The following is an 18,127-nucleotide window of genomic DNA, read 5'->3' as shown; positions in this document are numbered from 1 at the left end:
GAGTCTCGAATGAGTGTTTTATCCCGCTTCGGAGAATCGGCTCCTTGCGAAATGCAACTGGTGAGCTTTTACCTGAGCCGAGATCGCGTCCTCGCGTTTTTGCGCGGGCAGCGGCTTCCTTCAGAAATGGTGATGGCGCTCAGAGGACACGATGTCTGGATGGCTTCGGCCATTCTGTCGAATGAACTTGGCGCCTATGTGCTGCAGGCAATTGCTACGGGTGCTATCAAGTCGCTCGATCAGCTTGAGCGGGACGGCCAGCTCATCGAGGGAGTTCCGTTTATCCACTACGGCCCGGTATTGGGAAAGGGATTCTCTTGGGCCAACAAAACACCGGCTCTCAGTCTTACGGGTAAGCTCGATTACGTCCTGCAGGGGAAGAAACTGGTGATCGACTTCTCCAAGAGTGGGCTCATAAACGACACTGCATTCTCGCGTATGCAAGGCCTGACCAAACTGTTCATTTTTGGGTATGTCACTCGGATCAATGGGTCGTCCATTCATGCGGTACCGTTTGTCATTGGCGATCTGATCGCGACAGCACCGTCGTTCCCGGTTCCGATCATCTCCACCTTAGAGCTTGCTCCGCAGGACATTCGCCAGTTTGCCAGTATCGATGGATCGTGGATTCCCTCAGCGGCAGAGGCCAGAAAGCTTAAGCACGTTCCTGAGCAGACGATCAAGGAACTCATCTGCAATCTGTTGGAAGAGTCCGAGGTGCCCGCTGATTGGGGAGGTGAGGAAAGCGATGTACTATCGGGTAATTTAATCGTCAGAGGCCAACGCCAATTGGGCGCATTTCTACTGAAAGGGCCAGCTCGGTTTCATGAGATGAAGCCATCGGACCTGGGTAAGAATGCCGACCAGCTCTACCGACTTTTCAACATTCCAGCTCAGGTGTACGTGATCCAGCATTGCCATAAAATCGGGGCTGCTGTGCGTAAACAGGCAATTGCCCTCGCATTTATGCAAAACCTCACAGTGCCCTGCCGTGTTTGTTTTATAGATGGCGTCACGACTATACAACTGCTTCACGCCAATAGAATGTGGCCACCGCTTGGCTTAACTCCTGCTCACTGCCATGGCCGTGGGTGAAGCGCCAAACCTGACTGCACGCTCATGGGCACAGTCCATACGCGCTTGAGCGTGTAATCAAGTGGATGGACTCGATCATGCTGGGCCATTTACGATCGGATTGACATCAAGTGCTGGGTTACTAACAGATGCGTCGAGCAACCGGCAATAATCGTGGAGGGCAGCAATCCATTGAGTGCATTTGGCAAATTCTCGAGGTCTCTTGGTAACCGCTAGCCATTGCAATGCAACGGTTGGGCGCCGGTCTGTGGTAATGCCAAGTAAAATTTGAGCTCACCCTCAAGCCTGGCGGTTCGAAACCTCGACACATCGCATCTTCCAGCACCCGCTGCGCTACTCACTCACTAGCCAGTATGCTTTTGCCGAGCCCTGACGTGCGTATCCTATGCAGAACGCCATCAAATCGCTCATGCGTTCATCAACCATGGTGCGCCGAATGCCAGGTTGAACCCCTACCACCGTGAAGGTAAGAGCTGTTGCAGGTGTTGACCGCAGCAACTCGTAGGTTTCATCCCTGTCCCCTCTGACAAAGTACGAAGGAGATGTATGTCTGCGATGCATGCGATCTTCCATATGATGCAGCAAGGTCGCGACGTTGCAGAAGTAAGCTGACTTTACCAGCTGTCCCGCAACCTCGTACACATCACCAACTCGCCCTCCATTGGCTGGCCCTCCTGCACCTTTACAGTGATAGAGGGTGACGTTCACTTCCTTGGCTGCATTGACAGTGACGCAGATGTAGTCGGCGGCTTCGCCTGAGCGATGGTCGTAATACAAACACCGGAGATCTGGAAGCGTCAGAAGGTGTTGCTCCAAGTGCTCCTGCACAGTTGCTTTGCCATCGAGCTCTGCACGTCGCTCCAGTGTGCGAGGCTCCTCATTGTTCGGCAGGAACTCTACCTCTATTGCGCAGCCTGTCCAATCGATTGACTCCGCATCACCTGGAGCAAGTGCGAGGGATCTGAGAAGAGGGGCAGCGATTTTGTTTAGCCCTTCAAACGAAGACTTATCTGTTGCATAGAAGATAGGAGGGTACTCACTAAGCCAGTCGGCCAGTGGCATCCAGCCATCCTGGTTAGACTCGATCGTCATTGTGGCATCTGGTTCCAGGCAGCGAATCAGTTGGCCACCCTCAAGACTCAGGCGCATACGGATCTGCCCATCAGCATGAACGATTGAAAAATCCAAGTGCCCGGCTTGTGGATCGCACTCAAAGTCTTGGATATCCCACTCCACAAGCCTGGATGTATGTAGCTCTTGTTCCTGCGCAGCCCTGAAGTGAATACGAGGATTGCGAATGAGGCTTTGCCGCGACCAGTTGGCTGCCATCACCGCTTCTGGTAGCTCCCGAAGAGTCGTAGTGGTTCTGACCAAGTCGAGGTGGGTTTGGCTAAACGCAGCATCTCCTACGATGCGCCCATGAAGCGTCTGCACCCAGGCAAAGAAGTCAGGAACGGACAGGCGCTGATTGCTCCAGATTCTAGAGCTGCTACTGGCTCCGATAGTTTCACGCACCTGGCCGTTCATACCACTCCCGAAGTAATGCCCCTGAGCGTAAGCGCGGCTGTCACCTGCAGTGACCGCGCGCTCGGCTTGAGGGCCAGTTAGGGTTCGGTAAGTTTCGACTTGCGAATTGAAGGTCGTGTTCTGCAAGCCAACAGCAAAAAACCTCATCCCCTCCAGTCCAGCCCTCGCGCGGCTCGTTTCTTCGTAGCTCAACCCTCGGCTGCCGGCACGGCAAACGATATCCATGATGGTCAGGTACAGCTTCTCTGTCCTGAGGGTGGAGCCGATGAAGCAGTAGCTCGATTCAGGAAAATACATCAGCAAGAAGGCCTCGTGCCGAATATCAGTGAGCGTGTTTGAGGTCGACCAGTTCGGAGGTGCTTCATCTGCTGTCAATACGAGAGACAGATTGCCATCTGGCGTTCCCCACTGCTTCACAATCCGAAGCACTCGACCGACCTTTTCTCCCAGCAGGTCGAAATCCGGCCTGCGACTGCAGTGAAACCCGCGGACGTGCGCGTACAAACTGAAGGAGAGTGCAGACACGGATTCATAGTCAGATTCAGTCATCCGACGCACCGGCAAGCTTTCGATGAATTCTTGGGCTTCAACTGCGCCCTGGATTTCAGAAAGCGCGGCATCATCAATCATCTTAGCCAGATCGACTCCCTCTCTGAGCAGAGTCGCGGTCGCCTCACGCACTCTGAATGCCGGTGCAATGAGGGTTGGGCGTCCCGTGGCATCGTCGATCCTGGCGAACCTGCCGATGAACTGGATTGTGGGTACCAGTGATTTGTGCGGTGCGTGCAACGCGGCGACCTTGAGCTTTGGGAAGTCATAGCCTTCGCCGAACATATCTACGCAGATGATGGCTTTCAATTCACCAGAAATGAGCTTCGCTTCAATTAAGTCCTGTTGTCGTTTGGTCAGTCGGCTGCTTATGGCGGCGACGGAAACGCCTAGTTGCTCGTAGATCGGGACGAGCGCTTGCGCGGAAGAGATGGTCGAGGCGCGTACAAAAAGCCTGTGATCAAAGCCGTTAGCGATATCTTCTTCGAGCTGTGCCACTGCAGTTTGGGCAATCGCCCGATCAACATGCTCATCATCAAGCTCGTTATCTATGGGGGCCTCCCGAAAGACGATAGGGTCAAACGCCCCTTCAGACACGGCTCTCATCACAGGATATCGGTAGACTAGCTTGCCCGGAATAACGCGGTCATCGCGCCTGAAGGGAGTTGCTGTCAAGAATATAAACCGAGCGGTTGAGTAATGATCCAGATACGCTGCCCAGGAATCCGCCGGCGCATGGTGAGCTTCATCGAAAATCACCACGTCAAAGAGGTCGGGCGCAGCGCCTGGGGCAATCATTGGCGAAGAACTGCCGGGAGTTGAGATCACGACGTCGAACTCCCGCAACTTTTCCCAAGCGTCGGGGGTTATCGGCCGCCCCGAATGCAAGTGAGCGGAAGGTAGCGGCCCGTTTTCAGGTAGTGCACCGATGCGCCTGAGTGTTGAAAGGGTAGAAAAATGCGAGTGCACCTGTTTGCGCAGAGCACTTGATGGCTCGACGACGAGGATCCGGGTTGCTCCAAGTAGAAGAGGTAGCGACATCATCAATGATGTCTTTCCATAGCCAGTGGGCAGGCAGATAATTGCAGGGTCGTCTTGCACAGAAAAATGGGCCAATGTTGCATGCATTGCGCCAAGCTGGCCCGGCCTGAAGCCGCTATTAGGTGCGTCAGCTTGCTGGAGAAGCTTGAGTGATCCGGCTTGCTCTACGAAAAATCCAGCCATTTCGACCGTCCTTGGATATTTCTAACCAATCCTAATGTGCGACGGGCTTTAAACAAGAGCTGAAGATAAAAATTTCTTTCTCGACTTTGGAACAGTTGAGTGATGTATAGAGTACTTGGCGGATCAGCCACCGTCATAGGTTTCAAGTTGGATTCAATGGGGGGGCGTACATGACGCTCTCATTCACAAGCTTCCGGAAGAGCGCCGATGGACCATCCTGCACAAGCGTGGCATGCGCTGATCGGACGACAAACGACACTGAATCAGCTTCATTGGCAAGCAGCTCATTGAGAACGCACCATGAACACGAAGGAAACGGCCGATTAAGAGAGTGTGTCAGCGTTTCCAAATTAAAGGACACGCCTTAACTAGTTGAAAGCAAGAAGCTTCCCAGATCTATAGTTTTCTTACGCTGGATTTTGAGCAGAAAAATCCAGCGTAAGAAAATTTCCAGCGTAAAATAAATACTCATATAAATCAGAAAGATAACATAAATTTATTTTGAAAATATAGATTTTCGCCAAAGCTCAGCTATACCTACGATTTCCATGTGATCATGGGAACGGTCATGAAATCTGGAGAGCCTTCAACCCTCGATCCTTTGGCCATCACAGGTCATTCCATCCGGGAATACGCCATCCCCGACAGGGTTGAACATCTTGCATACCGCACCCAGATCAACCTTTGGAAGCCCCATCAGCCACGCGGGAGCGCTTTCAAATGATCGAACTAGGCAGCCTTGTCACTCAAAAAGGCCCCGATAGCGATCTCTACAAGGTTGAGAAGATAGTTGATCGCGATCGAAATCTAGTTAAGCTTCGCTCAGTGTCAACAGATGCAACAATGAGTGTTGATGTAAACAACCTGCTACAGGTTACTGCCAGTGACATCCTGAGAATGCAGAAGGGCGTCAAGGAGCGCGCTGGAAATGCCGACAATGATGTGACGGATGATCCAATTACTGATGAGCAATACGCTCTTGCTCAAGAGCGATTTAATGCGTTCAAAAGGTTCGAGGACGGCGATCTAAGGACGAAAGAAGCAGTCTGCGCCGAGCTGGGTATTGGCCGCAGCACCTTCTATACGCTACGGGAACAGTTCGATGAAGCTGTTGGCGTTGCGTCCATGGTCGTTAACTCAAAGGGGCGCAAAAAGGGCAGCACTCTGTTGTCCGAAGATCAAGAAGACGCCATTCTATACTGCTACAACAAGTACGCCGTAAAGGAATGGACGCTTAGCTATCTTCATTCAAAGCTTCAGGCCGAGTGCGATAAGCGCAAAATACCTTGTCCGTCTTTGTCGGCCATGCGTAAGCGAATATTGGACATCGATCCAGCTGATAGGACTACTCGCAGAGAGGGTAAGTGCACTGCGGATGATATGTATGTCCGTCGCAAGAATCGCCGACTCACTCGTCCCCTGCAAGAATTGCAACTTGATCACACTCTAGCCGACATTTTCTTGCGGTCAGAAACTGATGGGAAACCAATCGGAAGACCATACCTTTCATTAGCTGTTTGCACCTATACCGGCGTCATTGTAGGTTTTCACCTTTCGTACGATGCTCCAAGCTCAAGAACAGTTTCGTATCTGCTGTTGCATGCGCTAATGCCTAAAGTTGAATTCATGGAGAAGCTTGGTCTAGGCGGGCTCTTGTATCCATTTTATGGGAAACCAGAGAAGATTTTTACAGACAATGCTAAAGAGTTTCGTGCCAAGAGCTTTCGGCGCGCTTGCAGTAAGAAGGATATGAAAGTGTATTTCCGGCAGTCGAAACAGGCAGGTGGAAAGGTTGAAAGAACTTTTGGAACGCTAAATACAAAATTCATCCATTTACAGCGCGGTACGACCTGCTCTCACCCAAAGCGTACGCGAGACTTTGATCCAGCTAAAGACTCGGTGATGACTTATCGGGAGTTTTTGATCGAGCTGACCAAGGCAATTTGCCAACATAACGAAACTGCAGATTATAAAGGCAAGTCTCCAGCTAGGCGCTGGAGAGAATACTACACTGATGCGAATGGTCGGATGCTGCTGCCGGAAGCGATTCTTAACCCGAAACGCTTTTCGCTTGAAATATTACCTGAGCGCTCAGTCACTTGCACCAATTGCTACGTGGAGTATCGCGGTATTCAGTACGACATTGGCGAGGCCCGAGATCACACTCGCCGGAAACTCCTGGTTAAACCTGATGCGCTAAATATTCGAATGATATGGGCCTATTTGCCGGCCAAGGATAAATGGATTGAACTTGATGCCGTCGACAAGGACATACTTCCGCGCACGATGACGGAGTTCTTACTTCAGCAAAAGCTTCTTGATCAACAGGGTCATCTTAGCCCCGAGGGTATCAAAGCCACGCAAATGCTCAACGAAGGGCATGCCCTGAACGAAACGAAGTACCTGCGCGCTCAGGAGGCGGGACTGATCGACACGGAGTATCACTCACGCAGTGAGCGGTCACAGCAGGCCCGGCCCACCTACCAGAAGCGTGATTTCACCAAGCGGGCATCAGCGATGCTCGGGGAGAGCTAGATGAACCATCTCAGCGAGGGGGCCCGCCAGTTCATGGACAAATCTGACGAGGAGCGCATTCTGGCGTGTCGTCGAAAGATTTTCATGGTTACGCCTGAAATCATCAAGACCTACGATATGGTTTCAGATCTGATAGCCGCCGAACGTTCAGACAGCAACATCGGTCTTGTTATCGTGGGCCCGCCGGGCGCTGGCAAAACTACTTTAGGCAAAAAAATCGCAGAGGTATTCGAAGACTCCCCATACGGCAAAGTTCTGTACATCGACCTAGCCAACTATGCGGAGGACATGGATCTCCGCGCCATCCTTCATCGCGAGCTGGGGGTGGTCAAAACTCCACGAAATCCCTACGCCACCTACGATAACCTTAAGGAGGCGAACCGCTTGATTCGTGAGAAGAAGATCGTTGGTGTGGTGTTTGATGAGGCGCACGATCTTGGGCGTGCGGTCAGTACCAGGCGAAGAGATGCAAATCTAACGGCCCTCAGATCGTTTTCCAACGGCGACTACAGGCTCACGATTATATTGATTGGCATCAAGGAGCTCTTCAATGTACTCGCCCCAGATGCCCAACTCACAAGCCGGTTCACGATCCGTAGGGTGACAATGGAGGAATGGAAGTCGGACAGCGAATTACTGGCGAGCTTTCTCACTGGTTTTGTCAGCCATCTTCCTATCAAAAAAGAGTCCATCGTCGACGGTGTTCTTTTCATGGCTGCGGTCGTCAGGCTGCGGGGAAACACCAGGGCGATCACGGATTTGCTGCGTGCTTGTGCAATCGAGGCCATCCGCAATGGTCAGGAGTGCATTACGCGGGAGCTGTTTGAGGCGATGCACGCGGAGTTCCGCGGGCAGTTGAGCGAGGAAGATATCATCCTAGAGGCAGATACCGAAGGTGGGCCTGCGGAGAGCACTCAGGCTAACCTGAAGTCGCGTCGCGCTGAATCCAAGAAACAAAAGTGCGCGAAGAAAGCTGCGAAAAACCCCATATCCAAGAGCGTCGTAGAAGACACCGACTACACCAATTCTAACGATCCGGATGAGCCAATTCAGCCATGATGAGGAGGCGCACCCTGAGGCTCTGTAAGAGCGCTTTGCTCTCACCAAATAGGACTAGCCTAGGCCAGCTTATGTTTCGCGTCTAAACGCGTGTCTGGAGGCAAGATGGGCCATTTTCCGCATTGGATCAGTTCGACGGACAATGAGTTGGTGCTGCAGCGGTGCCTAAATATCGTCCAAAAATCTGACACGCAATCTTCAACCCATTATGCAACACAACTTTCAGGAGAAATGCAACCAGTGCTGAGCCAGCCCGCGAACATAGACCTGCAGCCCCGTCCTGGCACCCAGGTGATCCTGCTTTCTGGCGATGCTGGTTGCGGTATGAGCGCATTAACTCATCAGATATGCCGGAGATTGTGCCGGCGAGGTATCCATGCATTGGAGCTGCCAGAACTGCCTTCCCAGCAAAACGCGACTTTCATCCATGGGCTTGTAGAAGCTCTGGGGCTGCCCCCTCAGATGATGGCGAGTCAGAAGTCCCAGATTGAGACCATCTACAGCGCCACGTTCAAGCTACGCCAAATCCAGGTGACCATCATGAATGATGTGCAATCGTATATGAGGCATCCTTACAGCAATGCATCGCCTACGGTCACCAAAATCGCCGAATTTATTCACTCAGGGATTTCAAAGTTTGTTTTCTTGTGTGCGACAACCCTATGTTGCGACGCCCTGGCTGAGGGCCTGGATAATGGCGAGATTTCTTACTCAAGAGTGCAAATCAAGAGAATGCCATATGGCGCCTCTTACATTGATTTTGTCACCGACACTGTTGAAAGCTTGACTGGATCCCCTGAGATCCCCGAGTCCCTGCCGCTGGAGCTGCACCAGCTTTCAGATGGCTTGATCGGCGTGAGCATGAGGCATATTCGGTGCCTGGTAGGCCCACGCTCTGAAACGGCACCCCCCTATGCGCCTCGGAAAAAGACTTGGTTTCGTGGTTTCTGTCGGCCCGTAAATGATGAGGTCTTTTCCTCGTGGCTCATGCGCAACGCATTCACTAAGGATGTCTTATCGGTAACCGCTACAGATTTGTATGGCTGCCGGCAAGCTGCTAGGTTGTACGGAGGAGGGGATGTAGATCGTGTTTCACATATGGCGACAAAGAATGTATTACCGAAAGCACTTCGTATTTCAACCCTAGCCAGAACATTTCGGTTGTACGATTCCAGAGTTTTTCCTAGCCATTACCTTCTCGCGTATTGCCCCCGATGCCTGGCTGATGACGTAGCCTGTGGGAGGCTTCCTTCATGGCGAAAAACGTGGCGACAATACGGATATTGCGTGTGTGACAACCACGAAGTACCCGTAACACTCTCTGTTCTGCAGCATCCCAACCCGGATCCTTTCTTCAAGGCTTGGGATGCTTACATGGAATACGTCCAGTCGCCACTTTTCAGACTTAAAAGAAGATTGGTAAGTTCTGCGCTTTCTGAAGAAAAGCTATTGATGCAAGAGCGCAAAGTAGGACTATTAATATTGCGAGTTCAAAACTGGATGGTAAGGCAGGTTCTCACGGGTCACTGTCGTGCACTTTCGCCTGCCGGAGCAAGGTTTATTTTAAATGTCCTATTGCACGAGCCAATTGCAAAAAGATCCCCGGGCGGATTTGCTAGAACGTATTTCAACTCGCGAGATTTGATCCACGTGTTCTATACCAGTCATCGGAATCCAGGAGATTTTCATGGGCACTATCTAACTGCAAGCCCCCGGCAAACCCTGACAGCCTACCTCTTGGTCGGCATCGCTTATGACATGATCAAGCAGTCGGAGGCAGCTTTCCTCCATAGAGTGTTTGGAATCACCAGGGAAGCTTTCCCAACATGCCGCTCCAAAATTTCTTATGCTGCGGCCACAATGTTCTTGCCGGAGCACTGGGCAGAAATGAAATGTACTGCGCAGCGAGACTTGCCCTTCGACGATTTATTACAAATTGCTTGGATTTTTGAATATGCGTCGAATCGCAAGTAATTATATACGTCAAACGGATTTATGTGTGCTCCGGCTATTGCGTCGCATTTCGGTGTCTCTTGCATAAACTTAAAATAGAAAAGTCGAACGCTGTAAGCACCTTGGAGAGCATGGTCGAAATCGAATTTTAACTATTCGTGATTTTACGGCTGAGCCAGTTTGAATGGGGGTAGACCTTTATTGGGTAAAAAATGTCAGCTATACTGGCTTCGTAAGGTACGGTACGAGGTTTGGCGGCCATGACTAAGTTATTGACTCGTAAGGATTTAGAACGAGAGTTGGCCGAGACGAAGCAGAGGCTTGCTCAGCAGAACGAAGAGCTTAACTCTCTGCGGGAGCGCATCGAGTCTACGAGAGCGAGAGACTTCTTTGAGAAATTCTATGCAATTGCTGATCGATATGGCTTTAGTGCCGAGGAAGCACGCGCCATTATATTCAGTGATTGTGCTCAAATCTCTGATGAACAATGGGAGGCTCGTCAAAAACAGGTTTCGGAATCTCTATCTGACTCCTTGGAAAACCTTTTCAAATTCGCGTGCACTGGTGAAATAGGGCAGACTGCCATGCGTAAAGTCTTAGACACTGGATTGGCGAAGCACAAGCAGGAAATGGTGGAGAACGCGTAGAAGTTCGTCTTTGCCGGTTGCAATACTTATTGATATCTTAAGCGGCTTACAGGTTTGAGTGGCGAGTCAAAGCAGTGATTGGAAATGAGAGGAAATGAGAGTGGCGTCTGTCATTTTACGACCCAAGACCAAAGAGTATCTTGAAGGGCTTAAGGAGGTCATGGATGGTTCTGCGCTAGCCCTCCAGGCTGGTTATAAGTACCTGTTCCTCAGTGAAGTCACTCATTTGCTGATGGCTTACGATTATACGTTGGAAGACATTCGAAAACTTCTAAATGGAGAACCGCCATCTCATGCTTTTTCTCAACACCGCCCGTTCAAAGGTCGCCGCAAAAATGGTGTTTCGGTTAGCTTGGATTCACAAGCCACCAGTTCCGCAAAAGCGGTGACTCGCAAAGAGAAGAGCTATCGAAATCCGCACACTGGGGAGACCATCTCGCTAAGAAGCAGCAAGAATAAGGTTCTGAAGCTTTGGCAGGAAACGTACGGGGTCGAAGCAGTCGAGCAGTGGCGGTGTAACGCGTAACTGCTGTTCGTGTAATTGCAAATTATTGAAAATTCTCGCAATTGTAGATATGGGCGCTATTAAGTAAAGATGTCATTTTTTACCAATCATTTTCCTTGCTGGTGTGATGGCTTTACATAAGTTTCTGATATTTATAGGTTTCCTGTTTTTTTTGTCAATATTTGTGAATCGTCTAGACAATAACCTAGAATTGCCTATCAAGATTAAATCGCAACTCAGCATTTTTATGCTCGAGCTCAAAGCTTTAGACGGTAGCGTCTGGAAGGGGCAAGATGAAAAAATGCGATGACGTATCCTGGGTAAATGAAAAATCACCACATAGGCTTCTTCTTGGCGATCCGGCCGAACTCGTAGGCTGATCGGGTAAGCTCAGTCAAGGGAGCGTACTCAATGAGTAAAGATGTACTAAAAACCAAACTCCAAAAAATATGTCGTAATTTTGGGGCTCGTCATTAGGCTTACTCTTGCGATATATTCTACCAGCACGCCCTACGTAAATGATTGAATCCCCATGGATATTCTCATTTTCTCCAATACTCCATCACCGACGTCAACGCCAATCCCAATCTAGTAGCAGCTTGCTTAGGTGACAGACCTTCCGCCCTAAGCGCGAGCACCGCCTTCTCATTTTCAACATTCAGCGGCCTGCCGCGAGGCCGCTTGACCAAAGATCCGACAGCGTCGAACTGCTCCTGGATCAACTCCATCCCGCCGGCGGCTTCGAAGTCGGCGAGCTTGGCTATCGAGTCGAGAATCTTATCTCTCGGCACGACCCCTTCGCGTACAGACACACACAGTGCCATCAGAGTGACAGCGTCAAGGCCGAGGGATTCTGCGAGAGCGTCGAACTGCTCAAGGGTGGTACTCGTCTGAGCGTTCTCAAGCTCGGCGATTTTGCGACGGTGCGTTGCGTCCGAGAGATCGGCATACCGGGCACCCCGGACGAGGCGGAGTGCGCGTAGCACCCCAGCGAAAGCGGTTCTGAGATCCATGACTCGCTCAAAAGTCAGGATATAGCCACATCCAGGCTTTACGAATAAACGCTAAATCAGTGTATTATACGTAGTTGCGGGATGACCCTAGAGCTCTGTGCTGGGGTCAGAGAGGGGCGGCAGGGCACTGTCAGCCGTCTCTGCAGCACCGCTAAACGGGGTTCAGCAGATGAAAAAACGTAGAAATCAAGCTTCCCTAGAAGGCGGAAGAGCACCAATGCGGGAAGTGCCAAATCGGTGTGACGTCAGAAACTTTAAGCATCAATTGTCAGTGTCCTCTCCCTGGCAACGAGTGTCGACAACGAGGTAGTGAAGGTGTTTGTAACCAACGGAGATGCGCTCAAGGGGCGTTTCAAAGCTGATGACAGCGAACGGCTGCTCTGGAAAGCGGTTGAGCTCAATCCTGTCAGCTACTACTTCCTTGTGGAGGGGTGCGGTCTAGTCGATGGTTGCTTCGGCCCGTCTGTGCGTCTGGTCTCGAGCGTCGAAGTGGTCGACTCGCTGTGCAAAGGGGGTACGGCGGAGTTCTTGAGCGTGAACAAGATTCAGCTGATGGCTCCTCCGTCGATGACAAAGCAGAACGAGTTTTCCATGCAGGTGCTATCGGAGATTCGCATCCAGAAGGGTAGTCAACCGAACCCTATCTACGAATTTGTTACGCGTGATGGGCAGGTCTACTCAAGCGCGAGGGGTTGAGACTATGGCTGCATCTCTAGAAGAGATCATGTCCTTTCTCTACGGCCCAGGCGACTTGGTAGAAGGATGGGCTGGTGATGCTGCAGACCTCGTCCATGCAGCTCAACAGCGTTTTCCTGGCAAACCTTTCTGCTTGATCAAGCGGTGGATCCTCATCGATGTCGTAGCCAATGAGGGTGAGCTATCGCCGGCAGAAATCCCACCGATGGTGATCTTCGCTCATGAGGTTGTTCAGGACAGCAGGCGGCGTTTCGATCCTGGGCATTGGGTACGAACGACCTATGCAGTTTCTCACCCGGATCGGAGCATGTTTGAAACGAGGAGTACCGTCTATTTACTTCTTGGCGATGGGTACAGGAAGGGAGCGACCCTTGATGTGGTCTTCTCGCTGCATCCATAACCGATGTGGGAGGTGCCATGGAAATTGATGAGATCGAACGCGAGCGCCGTCGTAAGGCTGTGGCAGCAGAAATCGCTTGTCTAGCTCTCGACGGAGGCCGGCTTGCTGCTGAACGCCTGGCTCGATTACAGGGTTATGTAGAAGGCCAAGTTAGTCTTGAACGGCTTCGAGCAGAGCTCATTGAACGAATGCGACAAGATAAATGGGGCATTGCAGATGAGGACGAAATGCGTCGGGCTTGGGGTGATCCTGAGTGACTCGAATCTTCCACCGCTAGCCGGCTAAAGCCGAAGGAGCGAGCTTTTCGCCGACGGCCCTATTTGGTCTATTCATCTGGGAGCTTCGATCAGATGCCTGAACGGTGTTGAACAGCCGCCACAAGGTTTCGATGGGCAGTACCACTGCTTCGTTTCCGCATCAAGTAACTATCAGTAGCCGGGCCCTCATGAAGGCACCGGAGACACGATCAGCCCTCGTACAGGACTCTGCTGACTCGATGAAAATTTTGATCTACTCAGATCTTCACCTGGAGTTCTCGGACTTTCAGCCTCCTGCGACAGAGTGTGATTTGGTCGTGCTGGCCGGCGACATCTCGGTGCGTAGTCGCGGAGTGGACTGGGCCAACGATACCTTCAACTGTCCAGTGATCTACGTCTGTGGCAACCATGAGTTCTACAAAGGCCACATTGACCGCACGCTCACCAAGATGCGCGATGCAGCTGCAGAGCATGTGCACATCTTGGACAACCAGTCCCTGATCGTTGGCGACACCAGGTTCTTGGTAGCAACGGCGTGGACAGATTTCACAGCGACTGGGGACTACCGGGTCGCGATGAGGGTGTGTGCGGAATGGATGAACGACTTCAAGCGTATCCGTATTGGAGAGGGCTACAGCAAGCTTCGTCCTGCTGACCTCATCGCTCGAAACATCACCACTCGTGATTTTCTGGTAACCGAGCTCGCGAAGGATTTCGAGGGGAAGACCGTCGTGATCACTCATCACTGCCCAATCCGAGAGGTCGCAGGTGATGGCCATGAAGGTCACCTAGGTGCAGCCTACTTCAATGAATGGCACGACCTGGTTGCCCAGGCTGACGTTTGGATTTTCGGTCATACGCACCATGCAGTCGGCACAATCGTCTCGGGCTGCCGGGTTATCTCCAATCCGCGAGGCTATCCAGGAGAGCGCACTGGTTTTTCGCCGGACTTCACCATAGAGGTATGACAGGGTTACGCCTGCAGGTGCGGGCAATGTCAGTTTTGGAAAAGGAAGAGCTGATGTCAGCTGAGATCAACATCGAGTACCACTGCAAGAGCCCGTCGGATTTCCAGCTTAAGCGGATCATGAGAGCGATGGCTTACAGGTACTCGCCACCAGTCACCGCCTACTTGAGCGATGTCTTCATTACTTCGGAGTGCGTGGTCGGCATCGTTTTTGGTCACACCGAGCCAGGGCAGTTTGAGCAACGCGCGGATGGACACATTCTGCAGACTTCCCCCGTCGAGCATCTGAAGAAGGTAGGGCGTTACTGGGTGATCACGACGGAGGAGGGACGTTTTGTATTGACGTCGTTCAAGCGGGGATTGGGAAGGGCGAGCTTACGAGCGCTCATTGCGACAATGATTAAAACAACGTAGCCAGGCGCCTCCGTGCGCTGGATAAACGATGCTGCGATCAAGTATCTGACAGCAATGTTCGACGACGGTGGATGCTACTCAGGATTTTGTAATCCCGGATTCGGTCGTGGGAGAGATGTCCAGCATCTACAAGTCCTCGAATGTAGCCTTCGGCTTTGCTCCGAGCTTCAAGCAGATCATCTACAGAAGCGCTGTGGTGGATGTCATCAACTATCAACTGCCAGCGCTGACTTTGCCGACGACCGATGGGGTCGGCAGAGAAGACAGGAGCTTTCAGAAGAGTTTCGTAGTAGCCAGAAACGGGTGGATTGCTCAAGTAGGGCGCTCCTCGGTTAAACATGGCCCGAGGTTATCATGGGTATATCTATTCGCCTGTTACTGGCCGACCTAGGCACATTTTTCTCGAACCGTAGCTTGCGAGATTGTGGTCACCAACACATGAGGTTTTACATGGTCAGACGCAGGACACCGCTTTCCTCATCCAATATCGTCGATGCACCTTTAGCTGCTATGCCCAGCAGCGTGAAAAAGGCGATGCAAATCGATTTTGGTTGGAAGATCACTGCTTATCTGTCATCTGTTGAGTACGGTGCTGGAGAACTCTATCTGCAGGGCATCGTGTTCCGTGATCGTGGGAAGCGATTCGATGATGGTGATCCAATTCGAACCTCGATCATCATGGCCTCTGAACAGATTCAAGGCTATTTGGTAGTGCAGACGCTCAGCAGCCGTTACGTGGTGTGCGATTGGGCAGGTAAGGGAGCAGAAGGGAGTTGCAGATCTCAGCACTGAATCGCGGACATCACAGATTTGCAGCGCACTTTATCGGCTCGGAAATGCGTCTTTGACTGATTGGGCCTCAGAGCAGGGTTCATTCTCCTTTGTTGCATACCAGCGGAGCAGCGACCCAGTAGTGACCAAAACGGAACCTTGCCAAAACTGAGAGCTGAGATGCGCGCCTAGCCAGACTGTTGCGAACGCAGGCTTCTCGCTGGTGCGAATGCGGCGAGGAGCTCGACAGAGGTCGAGCCGAGAGCCGATGAGCTGATGCTCTATCAGCGCCTTGGGTTGTCCAGGTGATTGGGCAGCTGCGGTCAGGTAGCTGCTTTTCATATCACATCAGTTGGAAGCCGTGAGCCAACGGATCACGGTCATCGACCAGAGTATTGTTATGGCCGATAACACGTGCCCAGCCGGCAACACTTGGCATGATTGCGGCGTGGCTACCGACCTTGGCGGCGGACTCAACGCGGCAGTCGAAGAGGGTGCCGATGATGCTCTCGTGAACGAAAGTATCGCCGACCGACAGGCGACCCTTGGCGACCAATTGCGCCATGCGAGCAGAGGAGCCGGTACCGCATGGCGAGCGGTCGATCGCTTTTTCTCCGTAGAACACGGCGTTCCGGGCATTTGCCCGTGGATGGCGCGGCTTGTCCGTACACATGACGTGGCTTACGCCTTTGATGCGGCTGTCCTCGGGGTGTACGCGGGCCAGGGCCTCTTCAGCAGCGCGGCGAACCAGCGGGCTCAGGCGCACGATGTCGCGAGCGGACATCGAGTCCAGGCCTTTCCAGTTCTCTTGGGGCTCGATGATGACGTAGTAGTTGCCACCGTAGGACAGATCGACAGTAATCTTGCCGAGCTCTGGCACTTCGATTTCGACGTCTGCTGCGTGCAGGTAGCTCGCTACATTGTAGAGTCGCACCTGCTCGATGTACTGGCCATCACGCTTGTACTCGATTGCCACGCGACCTGCAGGTGCTTCGATGGCCAGCTTGCCCTCGACCTTCGGTACCACAAGGCCTTCTTCCAAGGCGGCTGTAACGGTGCCGATGGTGCCGTGACCTCACATCGGCAGGCAACCGCTCACTTCGATGAAGAGCACGCCGATATCGCAGTCGTCGCGGGAGGAGGGATACAGGATGGTGCCGGACATGACATCGTGGCCGCGCGGCTCAAACATCAGGGCCTGGCGAACCCAGTCGTACTCGCGCTGGAAGATTTCTCTTTTCTCCGCCATGGGTACGTTGGGGAGCTGTGGGCGCCGCCAGCAACTACTCGAACGGGGTTACCGCAGGTAGGTGCCCAAAGCCTGGCGTGAGTTGTGTAGGGTGGTATGAATACGCTCGTGCGGTAGCTTTTGCGACCTTCACAATCACCTGGTTGATCGCCGTATCCGCTGCTTGGCTGGCCAAGGAGAGGCGATCGTGGGAATTGTGCAGGAGGGGCGGATCATCAAGGGTGGTGGCGAACTTCACTACTGAACTGCCGGCAGGAGAATAGGGACATGCACAGTGGAAATTGCATGATTCGGTTGTGATTCCTGGCTGATTGAGGGTTACTGATTTTCGTGTGGAATTGCTGGTTTTTCGGCGCCTATGTGGTGGGGAACTGCATATGGATTGTGGCCTGATCACTGTACTCTCCCTGCAAGCAGTATTTTTTTACAAGATCATTCGCGCAACTATTTTCGGTGCTGTTTGGGTTGCGCTGTGCTCGCAGGTTTTCAAACGTTGCCTTTACAGCTGCAAAGTAGGCCATGTGTCCGTCCACTACGATGCGAGTGCCAAGGTCAGCCAGGCCAGTTGAATCTCGTAGTTCGCTGTTACCATAGGTTATGAGCATGATCGGAGTGCTGAGGCCGTCTGCAATAGCTGCGAGACTTTCAAAGTTCTTTACTCCCACGAGGCAAATGGCATCGGCGCCGGAGCTTTCAAATGCCCGGGTTCGTTTAATAACATCCGGCAGAGACTGAGCGCCTGCATGTGTGCGGGCGATTATCGCTAGCGACGTATCCACTCTTGCTTCTTTGGCCGCGCGTATTTTACCTACCGCTTCTTCAATACCTATAAGTTCGACCGGGCGGCCCCCGAAGCGCGCAGGCAGAAGCGTATCTTCGATCGTAAGAGCTGCGACGCCAGACCGCTCAAGTTCCGTAACTGTGCGCATCACGTTCAGAGCATTACCATAGCCGTGATCAGCATCAGCAATAATCGGTAAACGGGCAACTCTCCCTATACGTGCAGCCTGTTCTGCAAACTCGCTAAGCGTAATTAAAGTGACGTCTGGGGCGCCTAAGACCTGCAGAGATGCCACGGATCCACCTAAGATCCCCGCTTCAAAGCCAAGGTCTGCAGCTATGCGAGCCGACAAGGGATCAAACACTGAAGCTGTGCTAATACATGTTTGACCTTGAAGTAATCTACGAAAGTCATTGCGCAAGTCATGGTAGGGGCGGTTTCGCATGGCTATCTCTTAAAGCAATCCAGGGAGGCGTTAAATCAGG

16 protein-coding genes and 1 pseudogene are annotated in these 18,127 nt (G+C 52.2%); 12 read left to right on the top strand and 5 right to left on the bottom strand.

Annotated features, from left to right (window positions below):
* Positions 1-9: 9 nt before the first annotated feature.
* Positions 10-1,095, top strand: coding sequence for a methyltransferase (locus L6D75_RS02315; RefSeq protein WP_236193386.1), 1,086 nt, complete (start codon positions 10-12; stop codon positions 1,093-1,095).
* A gap of 333 nt (positions 1,096-1,428) precedes the next feature.
* Here L6D75_RS02315 and L6D75_RS02310 read toward each other — a convergent pair whose 3' ends face one another.
* Positions 1,429-4,395 carry a DEAD/DEAH box helicase gene (locus tag L6D75_RS02310; protein WP_176515493.1) on the bottom strand — a complete coding sequence of 989 codons (2,967 nt, stop codon included), beginning with the start codon at positions 4,393-4,395 and terminating at the stop codon, positions 1,429-1,431.
* Between the two features lie 720 nt (positions 4,396-5,115).
* Here L6D75_RS02310 and L6D75_RS02305 point away from each other — a divergent pair.
* The 5 genes from L6D75_RS02305 to L6D75_RS02285 all read left to right on the top strand — a co-directional run bounded on the left by L6D75_RS02305 (position 5,116) and on the right by L6D75_RS02285 (position 11,115).
* Positions 5,116-6,930, top strand: coding sequence for a DDE-type integrase/transposase/recombinase (locus tag L6D75_RS02305; protein ID WP_176515491.1), 1,815 nt, complete (start codon positions 5,116-5,118; stop codon positions 6,928-6,930).
* Positions 6,931-7,989: a TniB family NTP-binding protein gene (locus L6D75_RS02300; RefSeq protein ID WP_176515489.1), complete on the top strand. Its 1,059-nt coding sequence runs from the start codon at positions 6,931-6,933 to the stop codon at positions 7,987-7,989. It abuts the gene before it with no gap.
* Positions 7,990-8,094: 105 nt separating this feature from the next.
* A complete protein-coding gene (locus L6D75_RS02295; protein ID WP_176515487.1) occupies positions 8,095-9,963 on the top strand; it encodes a TniQ family protein in 1,869 nt (622 codons plus the stop codon).
* 239 nt (positions 9,964-10,202) lie between these two features.
* A complete protein-coding gene (locus L6D75_RS02290; RefSeq protein WP_176515484.1) occupies positions 10,203-10,589 on the top strand; it encodes a hypothetical protein in 387 nt (128 codons plus the stop codon).
* 100 nt (positions 10,590-10,689) lie between these two features.
* The gene (locus L6D75_RS02285) at positions 10,690-11,115 is read left to right on the top strand and encodes a hypothetical protein (protein ID WP_176515482.1); all 426 of its coding nucleotides are present in this window, start codon (positions 10,690-10,692) and stop codon (positions 11,113-11,115) included.
* Positions 11,116-11,636: 521 nt separating this feature from the next.
* On the opposite strand, the gene L6D75_RS02280 is transcribed toward L6D75_RS02285, so the two are convergent.
* Positions 11,637-12,107, bottom strand: a complete 471-nt coding sequence (locus tag L6D75_RS02280; RefSeq protein ID WP_176515480.1) for an XRE family transcriptional regulator — start codon at positions 12,105-12,107, stop codon at positions 11,637-11,639.
* A gap of 315 nt (positions 12,108-12,422) precedes the next feature.
* Between L6D75_RS02280 and L6D75_RS02275 the strand changes: the two genes are divergently transcribed.
* The 5 genes from L6D75_RS02275 to L6D75_RS02255 all read left to right on the top strand — a co-directional run bounded on the left by L6D75_RS02275 (position 12,423) and on the right by L6D75_RS02255 (position 14,841).
* Positions 12,423-12,803, top strand: coding sequence for a hypothetical protein (locus L6D75_RS02275; protein WP_176515479.1), 381 nt, complete (start codon positions 12,423-12,425; stop codon positions 12,801-12,803).
* 28 nt (positions 12,804-12,831) lie between these two features.
* Positions 12,832-13,203, top strand: coding sequence for a DUF6957 family protein (locus tag L6D75_RS02270; protein WP_236193385.1), 372 nt, complete (start codon positions 12,832-12,834; stop codon positions 13,201-13,203).
* Positions 13,204-13,220: 17 nt separating this feature from the next.
* Positions 13,221-13,460, top strand: coding sequence for an antitoxin VbhA family protein (locus tag L6D75_RS02265; RefSeq protein ID WP_176515475.1), 240 nt, complete (start codon positions 13,221-13,223; stop codon positions 13,458-13,460).
* A gap of 239 nt (positions 13,461-13,699) precedes the next feature.
* Positions 13,700-14,428: a metallophosphoesterase family protein gene (locus L6D75_RS02260; RefSeq protein WP_176515473.1), complete on the top strand. Its 729-nt coding sequence runs from the start codon at positions 13,700-13,702 to the stop codon at positions 14,426-14,428.
* 26 nt (positions 14,429-14,454) lie between these two features.
* Entirely contained in the window at positions 14,455-14,841 is a 387-nt protein-coding gene (locus tag L6D75_RS02255) for a hypothetical protein (protein WP_236193384.1), read from the top strand.
* Between the two features lie 37 nt (positions 14,842-14,878).
* On the opposite strand, the gene L6D75_RS02250 is transcribed toward L6D75_RS02255, so the two are convergent.
* Positions 14,879-15,157, bottom strand: a complete 279-nt coding sequence (locus L6D75_RS02250; RefSeq protein ID WP_176515471.1) for a hypothetical protein — start codon at positions 15,155-15,157, stop codon at positions 14,879-14,881.
* A gap of 134 nt (positions 15,158-15,291) precedes the next feature.
* Between L6D75_RS02250 and L6D75_RS02245 the strand changes: the two genes are divergently transcribed.
* Positions 15,292-15,633, top strand: coding sequence for a hypothetical protein (locus L6D75_RS02245; protein WP_236193383.1), 342 nt, complete (start codon positions 15,292-15,294; stop codon positions 15,631-15,633).
* A gap of 322 nt (positions 15,634-15,955) precedes the next feature.
* On the opposite strand, the pseudogene L6D75_RS02240 reads toward L6D75_RS02245, so the two are convergent.
* Both L6D75_RS02240 and L6D75_RS02235 read right to left on the bottom strand, forming a co-directional pair.
* A pseudogene (locus tag L6D75_RS02240) lies at positions 15,956-16,861 on the bottom strand (4-hydroxyproline epimerase).
* Between the two features lie 356 nt (positions 16,862-17,217).
* Entirely contained in the window at positions 17,218-18,087 is an 870-nt protein-coding gene (locus L6D75_RS02235) for an isocitrate lyase/PEP mutase family protein (RefSeq protein ID WP_176515469.1), read from the bottom strand.
* Positions 18,088-18,127: the final 40 nt, after the last annotated feature.

The sequence above is a fragment of the Pseudomonas faucium genome, from assembly GCF_021602585.1.
In the GTDB taxonomy this organism is placed as follows: Bacteria; Pseudomonadota; Gammaproteobacteria; order Pseudomonadales; family Pseudomonadaceae; genus Aquipseudomonas; species Aquipseudomonas faucium.
Note: the sequence above shows the minus strand (reverse complement) of the source record. Positions and strands in the feature narration are given on the sequence as shown.

What these genes read in the sequence shown, in the direction of transcription:
- L6D75_RS02315 (WP_236193386.1), top strand. Translation starts at nt 10, where the DNA reads ATGAGTGTTTTATCCCGCTTCGGAGAATCGGCTCCTTGCGAAATGCAA.
- L6D75_RS02310 (WP_176515493.1), bottom strand. Translation starts at nt 4,395, where the DNA reads ATGGCTGGATTTTTCGTAGAGCAAGCCGGATCACTCAAGCTTCTCCAG.
- L6D75_RS02305 (WP_176515491.1), top strand. Translation starts at nt 5,116, where the DNA reads ATGATCGAACTAGGCAGCCTTGTCACTCAAAAAGGCCCCGATAGCGAT.
- L6D75_RS02300 (WP_176515489.1), top strand. Translation starts at nt 6,931, where the DNA reads ATGAACCATCTCAGCGAGGGGGCCCGCCAGTTCATGGACAAATCTGAC.
- L6D75_RS02295 (WP_176515487.1), top strand. Translation starts at nt 8,095, where the DNA reads ATGGGCCATTTTCCGCATTGGATCAGTTCGACGGACAATGAGTTGGTG.
- L6D75_RS02290 (WP_176515484.1), top strand. Translation starts at nt 10,203, where the DNA reads ATGACTAAGTTATTGACTCGTAAGGATTTAGAACGAGAGTTGGCCGAG.
- L6D75_RS02280 (WP_176515480.1), bottom strand. Translation starts at nt 12,107, where the DNA reads ATGGATCTCAGAACCGCTTTCGCTGGGGTGCTACGCGCACTCCGCCTC.
- L6D75_RS02270 (WP_236193385.1), top strand. Translation starts at nt 12,832, where the DNA reads ATGTCCTTTCTCTACGGCCCAGGCGACTTGGTAGAAGGATGGGCTGGT.
- L6D75_RS02265 (WP_176515475.1), top strand. Translation starts at nt 13,221, where the DNA reads ATGGAAATTGATGAGATCGAACGCGAGCGCCGTCGTAAGGCTGTGGCA.
- L6D75_RS02260 (WP_176515473.1), top strand. Translation starts at nt 13,700, where the DNA reads ATGAAAATTTTGATCTACTCAGATCTTCACCTGGAGTTCTCGGACTTT.
- L6D75_RS02255 (WP_236193384.1), top strand. Translation starts at nt 14,455, where the DNA reads ATGTCAGTTTTGGAAAAGGAAGAGCTGATGTCAGCTGAGATCAACATC.
- L6D75_RS02245 (WP_236193383.1), top strand. Translation starts at nt 15,292, where the DNA reads ATGGTCAGACGCAGGACACCGCTTTCCTCATCCAATATCGTCGATGCA.
- L6D75_RS02235 (WP_176515469.1), bottom strand. Translation starts at nt 18,087, where the DNA reads ATGCGAAACCGCCCCTACCATGACTTGCGCAATGACTTTCGTAGATTA.